Genomic DNA, 15,131 nt, shown 5'->3' on the forward strand with positions numbered 1-15,131 from the left:
CCAAAGTAGGGACGCGAGCCCGAGCGAGTCGCGTCCGGCCCGGTCAGTCGTTCGGATATGCCTTCTCGAACGGGTCGGGGGGCAACAGGAGGTCGCCGAGTTCGGGCATGTGTTTCACGTTGAACAGCACTTTCAGCTCGTCGGTGATGGGCATCCCGTTGCACGACAGCCGGATGCCCCGCTCCATCAAATCGGACGGGAGGACGTGACTGGAGGGCATCGAGAGTTCGCCGTCGACGAGCTTGATCGCGCAGTTGGCGCACGCCCCGCCCCGGCAGGCGAACGGCCAGGCGTAGCCGTCCGCCTCGGCGGCTTCGAGGAGCGACTCCCCGGGTTCGACCGCAAAGCGCCCGTAATCGTCGTCGTCGAGCCCCGCGTCGCCCGCCTTCTCGAAGAGGTCCTCGTCGTCGGTCTCCCACCCGAAGTCCGCGAGGACGTCGTAGTTGAGGTAGGTGACCTCCGAGTAGGCACGCTCGGGCTCTCCGCGGGGGGCGTCGCCCGGGGGTTCGGACTCGGCGCCGGGGTCAGGATCGGCGCCGGGGTCGGGTGCGGGCGAGGAATCGGGCGGCCGACCGTCCTCGACGTAGCCGGCCTTGATCCGCTCGTAGGCGGTCCGGACCGCCTGAAACTCCTCGACCGACCCGCCCTGATCCGGATGAGCTTCCTTCACGCGTTCGCGGTACGCCCGCTCTATCTCCGCCTCCTCGGCGTCTGTGTCGACGCGTAACACGTCGAACGGGGACTGCATCACCTGACGCTAGCGAAATCCCAGACATAAGTCTTGGCTTCGGTGTGGAGTCGACCGGTAGTTCGGGGCAGATTCGCGACCGGCGGCTCGCTCGCGACGTTCGCGGAGACGGGGTCAGTTCGTCGGACCCGCGTGGACGCTTCGGTGAGCCCCGCGACCAAGAGCCACCGCGAACCCGATTCGGCGCGCCTGTCGGCGACCTCACGCCGAGGACCCGGACGGTTCTCGTGCTTTCCACGAAGCGTAGAGGCCGCGAAAGAGCATCCGAGAAACCCGACCAACAGCAACACGGCACCGATCGAGCCGAGCGGTCGAGGCAGTGCGACGAGGGTGCCCGCTTCGAGTCCGAGCAGAACCTCGTATCCCAGCCAACAGCAGAACGCCGGGAAAACGTAACGCTCGCTCCCGTTCGTCTCGGCTACCCTCGAACTGATTCCGACCAGCAGAATGCCGAACAGCGGGATGGCAATATCGACGACGTATCCCTCTCCACCGAGCCACTCGATCATTGCGATAGATGAACTGTCACGGATGCTTATCTTTTCGCATCCATCCCCAGAGAGGGGGACTGCACGACCGATACTGTTCGGCAGATCGAACGGGTGGGATCGTGGACGAGACGCGCAGAGCTGACGGATCGGGTCGAATCTATTCGCGGAGCAGTTTCGTTCGCAGGAAAATGCCGCCTCCCGGATTTGAACCGGGGACAGCTCGATCTTCAGTCGAGTGCTCTCCCAGTCTGAGCTAAGGCGGCGCACTCGATACGAGGCCCAACGAAAAGAAAAGGGTTTCGAAACACGCCGAAAGCGCGGCGTCGGCGACGCCGGCCAAACGCCTATGACGAGTGAGACCGTGTGTCACGCATGGGCGATCGAGCCTGCTACCTGGAGTTCTGTCCGGACTGCGACGCGCGGGTCACCGTCGTCGACGAGGCGTGTCCGGACTGCGGAACCGTCCTCGCGTAGCCCTCCGACGGTCGATCCGCCGGCGCGAGCGAGGAGGGGTCACTCGGCGTCGTCGGTGACCTTGCCGTCGGCGCGGTCGCGGTCGCGCGCCGCGGGGTCCCTGTCGTCGGGGTCGCCGTACCCGCCGCCGCCCGGCGTCCGGACCGTGACGGTGGTCCCCGCCGGGGCGTCGCGAGTGGTCTTGGCCGGGACCGACTCGCCGTCGATTCGGTTCTGGCCGGTCGCGCCGTCGTCGCCGCCGGCCCGGCCCTCGGGGGCGTGGCGCCGGCGTTCGGTCAACAGCGACACCACCGAGTCGGTCTCGACGCGCACCGACCGCTCGATTCCGAGTCCGCCGCGGTGTTCGCCGTCGCCGCCGCTGTCGGGTCGGAGCGCGTACCGCTCGACGGTGAGGGGGTACTCAGTCTCGATGGACTCGACCGGGGTGTTGAGCGTGTTGGTCATCCCGACCTGCACGCCGTCCATCCCGTCGGCGCCGGCCCGGCCGCCGAACCCGCCGCCGATGGTCTCGTAGTAGGTGTAGCCGTCGCTCGCCCGGCTTCCGATGATGAGGTTGTTCATCGTGCCCTGACTCCCCGCGGGCACCGCGCCCGGGATCGCCTGCCCGAAGGCCGCGAGCACCACGTCGGTCACGCGCTGGCTGGTCTCGACGTTCCCGCCCACGACCGCCGCCGGCGGTTCGGGGTTCAACAGACACCCCTCGGGCGCGCGGACGTCGACCGGATCGTAGCACCCGTGGTTCGGCGGGATCTCGGGATCGGTCACCGCCCGGACCACGAAGTAGACCGCGCTCTTGGCGACCGCCAGCGGCGCGTTCAGGTTCCCGTCGACCTGCGGGGCGGTGCCCGCGAAGTCCACGTCGACGCCCGTCCCGTCGATCGTGACGGCGACCTCGACCGGCACGTCCTCGTCGGTGACGCCGTCGCCCTCCAGCGCGTCGGCCGCGCGATATGTGCCGTCGGGGATCGCTTCGAGTTCGGCCTCGACGCGCTCCCGGGAGTAGTCGACGACGGCGTCGAAGGCCGCCCGCAGACGCGCCGGACCGTGGTCGTCGAGCAGTTCCCCGACCCTGTCCTCGGCGCGCTCGTTGGCCGCGAGCTGGGCCCGGAGGTCGGCCCGGCGCTCGTCGGGGTTGCGGACGTTGGCGAGCAGGAGTTCAAGCACGTCGTCGTTCCGACCGTCGGCGGTCGCGAGCCGAACCCCCGGGATCCGGACGCCCTCCTGGTAGATCTCGGTCGCGCCGGCGGGCATGCTCCCCGGCGAGATGCCGCCGACGTCGGCGTGGTGGGCGCGGGTCACCGCGTAGCCGACGATCTCGCCGTCGGGCGCGACCGGCGAGACGATGGTCACGTCGGGCAGGTGGGTCCCGCCCGCGAACGGGTCGTTGAGCAGGAAGGCGTCGCCCGGCTCTGGGTCCTCGTCCCGGATCGCCGCGACCGCCTCGGGCATCGCGCCGAGGTGGACGGGGATGTGCTCGGCCTGCGCGACCATCCGGCCGTCGGCGTCGAACAGCGCGGCCGAGCAGTCTTGGCGCTCTTTGATGTTCGGGGAGTATGCCCCGCGGATCAGGACCTGTCCCATCTCCTCGGCGATCCCCTCCAGTTGGTTGCGCAGGATTTCGAGCGTGACCGGGTCGATCTCGGAGTCGGCGCTCATCGGTCCGCCCCCCGCGTGAGCACCGCGGTGCCGTCGGCCTGCACGGTGGCTCGCCACTCGGGCGCCACCACGGTCGTGCTCTCGGCCTGTTCGAGGACCGCCGGGCCGTCGACCGCGTCCCCGGGGGCGAGCGCGAGCCGGTCGTGGATCTCGGTCTCGTACACCGCATCGCCGAATGCGGCCTCCCGCGTTCCGAGGAGACTGTCGCCGCCGGCCTCGTAGGCGGTGTCGTCGACGCCGCGTTCGACGCGGGCGGTGGCCCGGAGAGTCACCAGCTCGACCGCCTCGTCGACTCGGTAGCCGTACGCCCGCTCGTGGGCGTCGTGGAAGCGCTCGCGCACCGCGTCGGGGTCGAACGACTCGGGGATCGACACCTCGAGTTCGAAGCTCTGGCCGGCGTACCGGCAGTCCGCCGAGAGCCGGACCGCGGCGTCGGCCCCGTCGGCCACGTCCGCGAGCGCCGCCGCGCGGAGCGCCGCGAGGTCGGCGTCGACCTCGTCGGGGTCGGCCTCCGCGAGCGGCGTCAGCCGGGTCCGGACCGCGTCGTGTTTCTCGTCGGCGTCGAGCAGGCCGTACGCCGAGAGGACGCCGCCCGCGACCGGAACGACGACCGTGTCGACCCCGAGGGCGTCGGCGAGCGGCGCGGCGTGCATCGGCCCCGCGCCGCCGAACGCCACCAGCCCGAACGCCCGGGGGTCGTAGCCCCGCTCGACCGTGACCGACCGGATGGCCCGGATCATCTTCGCGTTCGCCACCTCGTAGACGCCCCGGGCCGCCGCCAGCGGCGAGTCGAGCCCCGCCTCGTCGGCGAGGGCCGCGAGCGCGTCGCGGGCCGCGGCCTCGTCGAGTTCGAGTTCGCCGCCGAGCGCAGTGCTCGCGCCGACGTATCCGAGGACCACGTTCGCGTCGGTGATGGTCGCGCGCTCGCCGCCCTTGCCGTAACACGCCGGCCCCGGCTCCGCGCCGGCCGACTCGGGGCCGACCCGGAGCGCGCCGCCCGAGTCGACCCACGCGAGGCTCCCGCCGCCCGAGCCGATGGTGTGGACGTCGACCATCGGCACCCGGACCGGGACGCCGCCGACGCTGGCGTCGGTGGTCCGCTCGGCTCGGCCGTCCCGGACGAGGCTCACGTCGCTCGACGTCCCGCCCATGTCGAAGGTGACCAGCCCGGCGAGGTCGCGGTCGGCCCGGACGCGTTCGGCCGCCCGGTTCGCGCCGACGACGCCCGCCGCGGGGCCCGAGAGCACGGTCGTGACCGCCTTGTCCCGGACCGTCCGGGCGTCGGCGATGCCCCCGTTCGACTGCATGATCCGGGGCGCGGGGACGCCGAGTTCGGCGGCGCGGGCTTCGAGCCGGCCCACGTAGGCGTCGATGGCCGGGGTGACGTAGGCGTCGACCGCGGTCGTCGCGGTGCGCTCGTACTCCCGGAACTCCGCGAGCACCTCGTGGGAGGCCGAGACCGGCACGTCGAGTTCCTCGCGGAGCAGTTCGGCCGCCCGGCGCTCGTTCTCGGGGTGGGCGTAGGCGTGGAGGAAGGCGACCGCGACGCTCTCGACGCCCGACTCGCGGAGGTCGGCCGCGATCGCCCGCACGTCGTCGGGGTCGACGGGCGTCTCGATCCCGTCGAGGGTCGCACGCTCCGCGACTTCGTAGCGCCGGCGTCGGGGCACCAGCGGAGCGGGCTTCTCGGCGTCGAGATCGTAGAGGTCGGGGCGGGTCTGGCGACCGATTTCGAGCACGTCGCCGAACCCCTCGGTGGTCACCAGCGCCGTCCGAGCGCCGCCGCGTTCGAGCAGTGCATTGACCGAGACGGTCATCGCGTGGGTGAACTCCGAGACCGCGCTCGGATCGACGCCGGCGTCGTCGCAGGCCTTCCGGATCCCGGCGATCACGCCCTCGCTCTGGTCGGCGGTGGTCGGTACCTTGGCGGTCACGAGCTCGCCGTCGCCGGTCACGAGCGTCACGTCGGTGAACGTGCCACCGACGTCGACGCCGATGCGCGGTCCCGTCACGGGCGCCCTCCCGTCGGAGCCGCGGGTCGACGCGGGGTCGGTGTGAGTACAGACATTCGAGCGGTCCTACCGACCACAGGCTAATCATCGTAGCGGTCGGAGCAAGCGACGAGCCCCGGCGGGCGACGGGACGGACGCGACGCTATCGAGGAGAGGAACGTGGGCCCGCTCGGATTCGAACCGGTGCGAGACGGTTCCGCTCGGTCGCGTTCGCTCCCTCGCGCGCCTGCGACTCGCGGGGTTCGAATCCGACCTTCGGTCGCTGACCCGATCGGACGTCCCACGCCGGACGCGACACTACCGAGGAGAGGAACGTGGGCCCGCTCGGATTCGAACCAAGGAGTCACCCGGTGTCCCATGGCACTGGATTTCCAGTCCCAATATGAGCCGGGGGCTTTACCAGACTTAGCTACGGGCCCGCAGATCCACGTAAAGCGCCGATTCTTTAAATGACTTCGGTTCGGCGCGACCGCGACCCCGGTCGCGGCGAGGCGGCGGCGCGGGCGTCGAATCTCGGGCCTTTAGGTGTCGAGACCGTAGCGGGCCGTATGCACGCACTCGATCCGTCGCGGGGCCTCGCCGACCCGGCCGTCGCGTTCGTCGCCGCCGAGGCGTCGCGCGGGACCATCACCGCGGTAGGCGTCGCCGCGATCGGGGTTTTGATACTGCTGTCGGCGTTTTTCGCGTCCTCGGAGATCGCGATCTTCTCGCTCGGAGACCACCGAATCGGCGCGCTGGTCGAGAGCGGCGCGCCGGGAGCCGGGACCCTCGCCGACCTGAAATCGAATCCGCGGCGGTTGCTGGTGACGATCCTCGTCGGGAACAACGTCGCCAACATCGCGATGTCGAGCATCGCGACCGGCGTGCTCGGACTCCACTTCGGCGCGACCGAGTCGGTGCTGATCGCGACGTTCGGTATCACCTCGGTCGTGTTGCTGTTCGGCGAGAGCGCGCCCAAGTCGTTCGCGGTCGAGCACAGCGAGTCGTGGGCCCTCCGCATCGCTCGACCCCTCCGGGCCGCACAGTACGCGCTGTACCCCCTCGTCGAGGTCTTCGACTTCCTGACCAGAGTCATCAACAGAGCCACCGGAAGCGAGGGGAACGTCGAGGCCGCCTACGTCACGCGCTCGGAGATCCGGGAGATGATCGAGGCCGGGCAACGCGACGGCGTGTTCAGCGAGGACGAACACCGCATGCTCCAGCGACTCCTCCGGTTCCGGAACCGCATCGTCAAAGAGACGATGGTCCCGCGGCTCGACGTGGTCGGCGTGCCCGCCGACACCGACCTCTCGGCGGCGATCGACGTCTGCGTCGAGACCGGGTTCACCCAACTGCCGGTGTACGAGGACACCCTCGACGAAGTGGTCGGGATCGTCGACGTACAGGACTTGCTTGCGGCCCGCGAGCGCGGGGGCTCGCGGTCGGTCCGGGAGGTCGCGAGCGCGCCGTTCGTCGTTCCGGAGACCAAAGACGTCGACGAACTGCTGACCGAACTGCGAACCGAACGGCGCCGGCTCGCGGTCGTCGTCGACGAGTTCGGCACCACCGCGGGCGTCGTCACCATCGAGGACATCGTCGAGGAGATCATCGGCGAGATACTCACCGAGTCCGAGACGGTGCCCGTCCGGTGGCTCGACGACGACACCGCCGTCGTCCGGGGGGAGCTCAACGTCCACGAAGTCAACGAGGCGCTCGGCACCGCGCTCCCCGAGGACGGCGGGTTCGAGACCGTCGCCGGTCTGATGTTCGACCGGACGGGTCGGCTCGCCGAGGAGGGCGAGTCGGTGACCGAGGACGGGGTGGGCCTCGTCGTCGAGACCGCCGAGAACAACCGGGTGCTGGAGGTCCGAATCGAACTGCCGGGCCCCGAGACGCTCGTGGCGGACGACGGGACGTAGCCGGGACTCGTCGTGATAGTCGCCGAGAGAAGCGCCGTCGCCAGGACTCGAACCTGGGACCACCACGTTAACAGCGTGGCGCTCTACCAGCTGAGCTACGACGGCTTCCGAACGCATTCTATCGTATGCGGGAGTCCTTTGATAGGGCTTTCGTTTTCGCCCGCGGGCGGCGAGGCGATACGCTTTCGGCGCCGGCGCGGTAACCGTGGCGTAATGACGGGCGACGAGTCGGCATTCGAGGCGGTGGTCGAGGCCGTCGGCGAGCGGATCGCTCCCGACGAGCGCGAGCGCGAGCGGTTGGCCGAGGCGGTCGCGGTCCTCCGCGAGCGGGCGACCGACGCCGTCGCCGACCTCCCCGTCGAGGCCGACCTCCGGCAGGTCGGGAGCACCGCCCGCGGGACGTGGATCAGCGGCGATCGGGACATCGACCTGTTCGTCCGGTTTCCCCCGGATCTGCCCCGCGAGGACTTAGAGGAGTACGGCCTCGAAGTCGGCCACGCCGTGCTCCCGGAGGGCCGCGAGGAGTACGCCGAGCATCCCTACGTCGTCGGCGAGTTCGACGGCTTCGACGTCGACCTCGTGCCGTGTTACCGGCTCGATTCGGCGACCGAGATCCAGTCGGCGGTCGACCGCACACCGTTTCACAACGACTACGTCGCCAAGCGCCTCGACCCCGAGCTCGCCGGCGAGGTCCGGCTGTTCAAGCAGTTCCTCAAGGGGATCGGTGCGTACGGGAGCGACCTCCGGACCCGGGGGTTCTCGGGGTATCTCACCGAACTGCTCGTCCTCGAACACGGGAGCTTCCGGGCGACGATCGAAGCCGCCGCCGAGTGGCACCCGCCGGTCCGGTTCGACCCCGAGGACCACGGCCGAGCCGACGGGGCGGACTCGACGCCGGGCGACGCCGGCGAGCAGTTCGACGACCCCCTCGTCGTGATCGACCCGACCGATCCCGAGCGCAACGTCGCGGCGGTCTGTGCGCCCGAGAACGTCGCGCGCCTCCAGCACTACGCTCGCGAACTGCTCGACTCGCCCCGGGAGTCGCTGTTCGTCGCCGAGCGGGTCGAGCCCCTCACCGCGGATGCGGTCCGCGAGCACGTCCGGCGGCGGGCGACCGCGCCGGTCGCGGTGCGGTTCGACGCGCCCGACGTGGTCGACGACCAGCTCTACCCCCAGCTCCGGAAGTCCCTCGACGGCCTCCGCGAGGAGCTCGACCGTCGCGGGTTCGACGTGCTCCGGACGGCGGCGTTCGCCGACGAGTCGGCGGCGCTGTTCGCGGAGCTCGAAGTCGCCGAGCGCCCCGCGATCGAGCGCCACGAGGGCCCGCCGGTCCACGTCCGAGACCACGCCGAGGGGTTCTACACCAAGTATGCCGACGGCGACGACTACGGCCCGTTCGTCGACGGCGACCGGTACGTCGTCGAGCGCGACCGGGAGTTCTCCACCGCCGCGACGTTCCTCGAGAGCGACGCCATCCTCGACGTTGCGCTCGGCGTGCGCGTCGAGCGCGAACTCCGGACCGACTACGACGTGCTGGTCGGCGAGGCGGTCGCCGACCTCGCCGAGGAGTTCGGCCGGGAGCTGGCTCGGTACTTCGATCCCGGGCCGTAACCGGTCCGCGGTGGGCCTCGTCGGGCCTCCCTCGTGCGGATTCGGCGCCGAGCGCCGAGACGGACGCGCTCGCCCCGTTTGTCGGCGATACTATGGTTTTCGGCACGAATACGAACGTTAATCCGATACCGCCGCCGTCTACCGTTCGATGACAGAGTCCGAATGGGAGCTGTACGTCGAAGGCAACACGCTCGTCGCGCACTTCACCGCGGGGATGCCCGCCGACGAGGCCGAGTTCGCGAAGGTAAACGAGCGGTTCGAAGAGCTCGCCACCGACGAGGAAGTGACGGCCCACATCTCGTTCGTCGAGATGGAGGAGGCGCTCCACGAGGGCGTCTACGAGAAGGCGGCCGAGGCCGCCCGCGTCGGCAAGTCCTACGGCATCACGAAGTGGGCGATGGTCTCGGACGGCATCAAGAGCATGGCGGTCGCGAGTTCGGTCGGGGACATCCCGGACATCGAGACCGAGACGTTCTCGGACTACGAGGCGGCGCTGGAGTGGACGACCGAGTAGCCGACCCGGTGGGTCCGAACGGCCCGGATAAGCCGGGCCAACTCGCGCGAGGACCCCGTTGCTTACCTCGCCACAGGCGGTCCCTTTTTCAAATAAGCACTAAACATTGATGAGCGATAGCGTTGTCGTGGGACTCGATGTGGCGCACACTGCTCGTCGCGGTCTTCCTCGTGCTCGCCGGATGCGTGACCGCCACGCCCGGAATCGACGACGCGGCCACGACTGCCCCGGAGCGCGCGCTAACCGACGCGGCCCCCGACCGGACGAACCCGTGGGGCCGGACCACGCTGACCGTCGCGGTCAACGACACGACGAACGCCTCTCGGGAGTTCGAACCGCTGGTCCGGTCGTCGCTCGCGTTCTGGTCGAACAACTCCAGCCGATACGTCGGCTACCCCGTCGAGTTCGAACTCGACCGCGACGCCGACGACCCCGACGTCGTGGTCCGGTTCGTCGACCGCATCGACTCGTGTGCGAACGTCACCGGGGCCGCGGGGTGTGCGCCGTTCGTCACCGGGTCGAGTCAGGTCTCCCCGCCGGTCACCGTCGACGTCGTCGGCTCGTACGCCAACGCCTCGACGCGGCTCATCCTGAAACACGAACTCGGGCACGTCCTCGGGCTGAACCACTCCGCGCGACCGCAGGCGGTGATGTCGCCGACCTCCGAGCTCGCGACCCTCCCGCGGGCGAACGCGACCGAGCGCCGGCTCCCGTGGACCGACTCGAACTTCAGCGTGTACGTCGACGACGGGGGCGAGCCCGCGGTTCGCGAGCAGGTCCGGCGCGCACTCGACTACTACGCCGACGGCGCGAACGGCACCGTCCCCGCGAACGTGACCTACGAGTTCGTCGAGAACCGCACCGACGCCGACGTGGTCGTGAACGTCAGCGACGACCTGCCGTGTCGGGACGGCACCGGCTCGTGTGGCCGGGTTCACGGGGTCGATCCGGACGGCGACGGCGCGCTCGAACGCTACGACGAACTCCGGGTGACTCTCTCGCGGGTCGAGACCGACGCCGTGGGGTGGCACGTCGGCTACTGGGTCGGCTACGGCTTCGGGTTCGAGGCCGAGTCCGAGTGGCCCGACCCCTTCCGGAACGCGACCTACGAGGACCGGCGCACCGAGTGGTGGACGTAGCTCATTCGCCGTCGTCGCGCCCGACCCGCTCGTCGATCGCTTCGAGCCCCTCGGGATTCACCACCGTGGCGGCGCCGAGAACGGCGATCAGCGCGCCGAGGACGATTCCGCGGCCGCCGTCGAAGACGGTGAGTTCGGCCGCGACGATCGCGAACCCGACCGCGACCAGCAGGCCGCCGAACGCCCGCGTCGAGAGGTCGACGTGGGGCTCGACGAGGAGCGCGAGACCGAGCAGTCCGAGCGCCGCGAGCCCGACCACCAGTTCCGCGTCGAAGGCCTCGGGGGCGAAGACCCCGAGCACGCCCGCGACGAAAGCGACCGCGAGCAGGGCCAGCGCCCCGTCGCGACCCGACGAGAGGTGGCGGCTCGCGAGCCGGTAGCCGAACACGCCCCCGAGGGCGGCGACGATCGCGACCGCCCGGATCGCCTGCTCGACCGAGTCGGCCTCGATCACGTTCCGCGCCGCGAGTCCGACCAACAGGAGCGAGACGAGGCCGAGAGCGACGAGTTCGCGGGCGGGCAGATCGGCCAAGCGCCGTCGGACCATAGAAGAGGCGTCGTCGCCGCGACCTGAAATATCACACGCCCGACGCTCGGAGCCGGATTCGGGTCAAAAGCCGTCTTCCCAGCGGAACCGCCCGTCGCGCTGGACCACCTCGCCGTCGATCTCCAGCCGCGAGTCCTCGCTCACGTCGGTGATCATGTCGACGTGGACCGCCGACTCGTTGCCCGACTCGCCCTCGGGGAGACAGGCGTCGTACGCCCGACCCACCGCGAGGTGGACGGTGTCGCCCATCTTCTCGTCGAAGAGGATGCTGTCGGTGAACCGGTCGATGCCGCGGTTCATCCCGACGCCGAGTTCGCCGAGCCGGCGGGCGCCCTCGTCGGTCGTCAGGATGGACTCGAGCGCCTGCTCGCCGACCTCGGCCGACCAGTCGACGACCGCCCCGTCCTCGAAGGTCAGGTGGACGTCGCGGATGCGCGCGCCGTCGTGGGTCATCGGGACGTCGAAGGAGACTTCGCCCTCGGGGTCGGCGGGCGCGGTGAACACCTCCCCGCTCGGGAGGTTGTGCGAGTCGTAGGCGACCGAGGCCGCGCTGTTGACCGCGGTCCGACCCTCGATAGACATCGTGAGATCGGTGTCGTCCGCGACGAGGCGGACCTCGCTCCCCGAATCGAGCAGGTCCTTGAGTCGGGCCATCTCCTCGGCCAGACTCTCCCAGTCGCGCAGGACGGCGTCGTAGACGAACTCGCGGTACTCGGCGATTCCCATCCCGGCCTGCTGGGCGTGAGCTCGGGTCGGATGCTGGGTCGACACCCAATCGGTGTCCATCCGAAGCTCCCGGATCGCCGCCCGTGATTTCCGGTAGGCCGCGCGGGTCTCGCCCGCGACGGCCGCGCGCTCGGCGGTGTTCGACGCGCCACGCAGTGACAGCACCGCGTCGGCGCGTTCGAGCATCGCGGCCTCGAAGCCCGGGTTCTCCTCGAAGTCGCCGTCGTGGCCCCGGAGGTACGCGGCCTCGATCTCGTCGGACGCGTAGGTCGCCAGCAGGTTCGCGCCCCGCTCGCCGAGGACCTCGGCGACCGCGACCGCCAGCTCGTGGGCGCCGTCGTCGACCCGCAGGACGACGTCGTCGCCGGCCTCGATCCGCGCGCTCCAGTCGACCAGAACCTCGGCGTGGTCGTGTACTCGCTGATCCATACCTCGGAGTCGGAGCGGTCGGTGAAAACGGCGACGGTTCGGGGCACACGCCCGACGCTCGGTCAGAAGCGCCGGCGTGGCGCGGCGCGACGGCGCGATCGGTGGGTCGGACCCCGAGTCAGGGGAACACCAGCACGGTCGCGCGCTCGGTCTCCAGAACCTCGACCTCCTCGCCGCTCTCGGCGCGGTACTCCTCCTCGATCTCGACCGCGTCGCCGTCGATGGAGACGCTCTCGCCGTCGACCTCCAGGGAGATCTCGCCCTCGATCTCCTTCTCGTTTTTGAGCTGGGTGAGGTCGGCCGACTCCAGTGCCCCGACCACCTGTCCCGCCTCGTCGCGGAACTGCGGGCCGATGACGCTGTGGTCGGGGTCGACGCCGACCGGGACGAGTTCGACGTTCGGCGAGCCGGTTTCGAGGTAGACGGGCGCGTTGACCGCCTCGCTCAGGTCGTAGGTGTCGTAGCCCCGGCCCTGATCGGAGTACACCTCGATCCGGTCGAGGTCGGCGTTGAGCGCCATCCCCTCGTCGGACTTCCACGCCCGGACCGTACTGGCGACCTCGGCGATGAGGTCGCCTTTCGCCTCGGCGTCCTCGTCGCCCTCGAAGGCCGCGTCGGGCCACGAGGCGGCGTGGACGCTCCCCTCGGTGCCGGGCAGGTGGTCGTACACCTCCTCGGCGAAGTGGGGCGCGAACGGCGCGAGCATCCGGACCGACGCCGACACCGCGGTGTACAGCGCGTGGCGGGCGGCGTCGCGCTCGCCGGGCCGGCCCTCGTAGAGGCGGCCCTTCACGAGTTCGAGGTAGTCGTCGGCCAGATCCTCCCAGACGAACTCCCGGAGTTCGCGGAGCGCGCTGTCGAAGCGGTACTCGCGCATGTCGGCCTCGACCGTCTCGGCGGTGTCGGCGAGCTTCGTGAGGATCCACTGGTCGGCGTCGCGGTAGGCCGGCGCGCCGATCTCGGGAGTCTCCTCGTCGAGGTGCTCGCTTGCGAACTGGAAGATGTTCCAGCACTTGGTGAGAAATCGCGAGGCGGAGGTGACCTCCTTCCACTGGAACTGGATGTCGCTACCGGGCTGGCCGCCGAGCGCGAGCGCCTGCCGGACCGCGTCGGCGCTGTGCTCCTCGACGGCCTCCTCGGGGCCGACCGCGTTGCCCCGGGACTTGCTCATCTTGTGGCCGTCGTCGCCAAACACCATCCCGTTGATCAGCGCCTCCTCCCAAGGCACCTCGTCTTCGAGCGCCGTCACGCGGAGCAGGGTGTAGAACGCCCACGTCCGGATGATGTCGTGGCCCTGCTGGCGGAGCGTCGTCGGCTCGAAGTCGGCGTCGGGCCACCCCTGAACGTGCATCGGGGAGATCGACGAGTCCATCCAGGTGTCCATCACGTCGGTCTCGCCCTCCCAGTCGTCGGCCCCGCACTCGGGGCACGCCTCGATCGCCGGGTCGGACTCGGTGGGCTCGACCGGGAGCGCTTCGACGTCGGCGACGTGGACGTGGCCACAGTCGTTGCAGAACCACGCCGGGATCGGGGTGGCGAACACGCGCTGGCGCGAGATCACCCAGTCCCACTCCATCCCCTCGGTCCAGTCTTCGAGGCGGTCGTACATGTGGTCGGGAATCCACTCGACCTCGGCGGCCTTCTCGAGGATCTCGTCCTGTCGGACCTCCACGAACCACTGCTCTTTCGAGAGGATCTCGATCGGAGTGTCACACCGCCAGCACGCCCCGACCGACTGGTCGGTGGGCTCGGTGTCGTTGAGGTAGCCCGCCTCCTCGAGGTCCTCGGCGATGGTGGTCTTGGCCGCTTCGACGGTCAGGCCCTCGTACTCGCCGGCGAGTTCGCCGAGCCGACCGTCCTCGGTGAACACCGGCCGCAGGTCGAGGTCGTGTTCGGCCCACCAGTCGACGTCCTGCTTGTCGCCGAACGTACAGATCATCACCGCGCCGGTGCCGAAGTCGCCGTCGACGTCGTCGTCGGCCAGCAGTTCGACCTCCTGGCCGAACAGCGGCACCTCGAAGGTGTCGCCGACCCGGTCGGCGTAGCGCTCGTCGTCGGGGTCGACCGCCATCCCGACGCAGGCCGCCAGCAGTTCCGGGCGAGTGGTCGCGATCTCGATGTCGTCGTTGTCGACCCCGTCGAAGGTGACGTAGTGGAGTCGCCCTTCGCGGTCGACGTTCTCGACCTCGGCGTCGGCGATCGCGGTCTCACAGCGCGGACACCAGTTGACGGGGTGTTCGTCGCGGTAGACGTAGCTCTCCTCCTCGTCGCCCTCCGCCATCTCGACGAACGACCGCTGGGTCTTCTCCCAGTACTCGGGGTCCATGGTGCGGTACTCTGCCGACCAGTCCTGCGAGAACCCCATCGCGTGCATCGTCTCTTTCATCCCGTCGATCCGGCGTTCGGAGAGTTCGACACAGAGCTCTCGGAACTCCTCGCGCGGGACGTCGGTGCGGTGGATGTCCTGTTCTTCCTCGACTTTCACCTCGGTTGGGAGGCCGTGACAGTCCCACCCCTGCGGGAACAACACGTTCTCGCCGAGCATCCGGTGGAATCGGGCGGCAAAGTCCATGTAGCTCCAGCCCAGCGCGTGGCCGATGTGGAGCTGGCCGGTGGGGTACGGCGGCGGGGTGTCGACCACGTAGTCGGGCTCGCCGTCGGGGTTGTACACCTCCGAGCCGCGCCATGCTTCCTGCCACTTCGGTTCGACTGTCTCGGGGTCGTAGCTGTCGGGAACGTCTGTCATAGTGGAATAGCTGACTCTGTCGGAGAGGTCATCCGGCGAGAAAGACGCGCCGTTGCGCTGGACGGTTCAACGTACTACCGACGCGGTCAGCCTCATACGAAACCGAAACAGTCGGGTACTGATAAAGGTTCTCGTTGCGT

The 15,131-nt window shown here is 69.7% G+C and carries 11 protein-coding genes and 3 tRNA genes; 4 read left to right on the forward strand and 10 right to left on the reverse strand.

Features of this window, described 5'->3' with window-relative positions:
* Nucleotides 1-43: 43 nt before the first annotated feature.
* From fer to EPY72_RS05705, 6 genes are all read right to left on the reverse strand, one after another.
* Complete coding sequence (gene fer, locus EPY72_RS05680) at nucleotides 44-748, reverse strand: ferredoxin Fer (RefSeq protein WP_135805819.1); 705 nt, start codon at nucleotides 746-748, stop codon at nucleotides 44-46.
* The gene (locus EPY72_RS19670; RefSeq protein WP_210423495.1) at nucleotides 748-1,257 is read right to left on the reverse strand and encodes a hypothetical protein; all 510 of its coding nucleotides are present in this window, start codon (nucleotides 1,255-1,257) and stop codon (nucleotides 748-750) included. The genes fer and EPY72_RS19670 overlap by 1 nt, the downstream gene beginning before the upstream one ends.
* 171 nt (nucleotides 1,258-1,428) lie before the next feature.
* Nucleotides 1,429-1,502 (reverse strand) — tRNA-Phe (locus EPY72_RS05690).
* Nucleotides 1,503-1,752: 250 nt separating this feature from the next.
* Complete coding sequence (locus EPY72_RS05695) at nucleotides 1,753-3,369, reverse strand: hydantoinase B/oxoprolinase family protein (RefSeq protein ID WP_134670976.1); 1,617 nt, start codon at nucleotides 3,367-3,369, stop codon at nucleotides 1,753-1,755.
* Nucleotides 3,366-5,381, reverse strand: coding sequence for a hydantoinase/oxoprolinase family protein (locus EPY72_RS05700; RefSeq protein WP_135805820.1), 2,016 nt, complete (start codon nucleotides 5,379-5,381; stop codon nucleotides 3,366-3,368). Before EPY72_RS05700 ends, EPY72_RS05695 begins: the two co-directional genes overlap by 4 nt.
* Nucleotides 5,382-5,696: 315 nt before the next feature.
* A tRNA-Ile gene (locus EPY72_RS05705) sits at nucleotides 5,697-5,800 on the reverse strand.
* Between the two features lie 129 nt (nucleotides 5,801-5,929).
* Here EPY72_RS05705 and EPY72_RS05710 point away from each other — a divergent pair.
* The gene (locus tag EPY72_RS05710) at nucleotides 5,930-7,279 is read left to right on the forward strand and encodes a hemolysin family protein (RefSeq protein WP_135805821.1); all 1,350 of its coding nucleotides are present in this window, start codon (nucleotides 5,930-5,932) and stop codon (nucleotides 7,277-7,279) included.
* Nucleotides 7,280-7,311: 32 nt separating this feature from the next.
* On the opposite strand, the gene EPY72_RS05715 is transcribed toward EPY72_RS05710, so the two are convergent.
* A tRNA-Asn gene (locus tag EPY72_RS05715) sits at nucleotides 7,312-7,384 on the reverse strand.
* Nucleotides 7,385-7,492: 108 nt separating this feature from the next.
* Here EPY72_RS05715 and cca point away from each other — a divergent pair.
* The 3 genes from cca to EPY72_RS05730 all read left to right on the forward strand — a co-directional run bounded on the left by cca (nucleotide 7,493) and on the right by EPY72_RS05730 (nucleotide 10,543).
* On the forward strand, nucleotides 7,493-8,890 hold the full coding sequence (cca, locus tag EPY72_RS05720) for a CCA tRNA nucleotidyltransferase (RefSeq protein ID WP_135805822.1): 1,398 nt from the start codon (nucleotides 7,493-7,495) through the stop codon (nucleotides 8,888-8,890).
* 148 nt (nucleotides 8,891-9,038) lie between these two features.
* Nucleotides 9,039-9,404, forward strand: coding sequence for a hypothetical protein (locus EPY72_RS05725; protein ID WP_135805823.1), 366 nt, complete (start codon nucleotides 9,039-9,041; stop codon nucleotides 9,402-9,404).
* A gap of 137 nt (nucleotides 9,405-9,541) precedes the next feature.
* Nucleotides 9,542-10,543 carry a matrixin family metalloprotease gene (locus EPY72_RS05730; protein WP_135805824.1) on the forward strand — a complete coding sequence of 334 codons (1,002 nt, stop codon included), beginning with the start codon at nucleotides 9,542-9,544 and terminating at the stop codon, nucleotides 10,541-10,543.
* A gap of 1 nt (nucleotide 10,544) precedes the next feature.
* Here EPY72_RS05730 and EPY72_RS05735 read toward each other — a convergent pair whose 3' ends face one another.
* From EPY72_RS05735 to EPY72_RS05745, 3 genes are all read right to left on the reverse strand, one after another.
* Nucleotides 10,545-11,090 carry a hypothetical protein gene (locus EPY72_RS05735; protein WP_135805825.1) on the reverse strand — a complete coding sequence of 182 codons (546 nt, stop codon included), beginning with the start codon at nucleotides 11,088-11,090 and terminating at the stop codon, nucleotides 10,545-10,547.
* A gap of 63 nt (nucleotides 11,091-11,153) precedes the next feature.
* Nucleotides 11,154-12,245 carry an aminopeptidase gene (locus EPY72_RS05740; RefSeq protein ID WP_135805826.1) on the reverse strand — a complete coding sequence of 364 codons (1,092 nt, stop codon included), beginning with the start codon at nucleotides 12,243-12,245 and terminating at the stop codon, nucleotides 11,154-11,156.
* A gap of 118 nt (nucleotides 12,246-12,363) precedes the next feature.
* The gene (locus tag EPY72_RS05745) at nucleotides 12,364-14,991 is read right to left on the reverse strand and encodes a valine--tRNA ligase (protein WP_135805827.1); all 2,628 of its coding nucleotides are present in this window, start codon (nucleotides 14,989-14,991) and stop codon (nucleotides 12,364-12,366) included.
* Nucleotides 14,992-15,131: the final 140 nt, after the last annotated feature.

Origin of the sequence: Halorussus marinus (genome assembly GCF_004765795.1) — an archaeon.
GTDB classification, from domain to species: Archaea; Halobacteriota; Halobacteria; order Halobacteriales; family Haladaptataceae; genus Halorussus; species Halorussus marinus.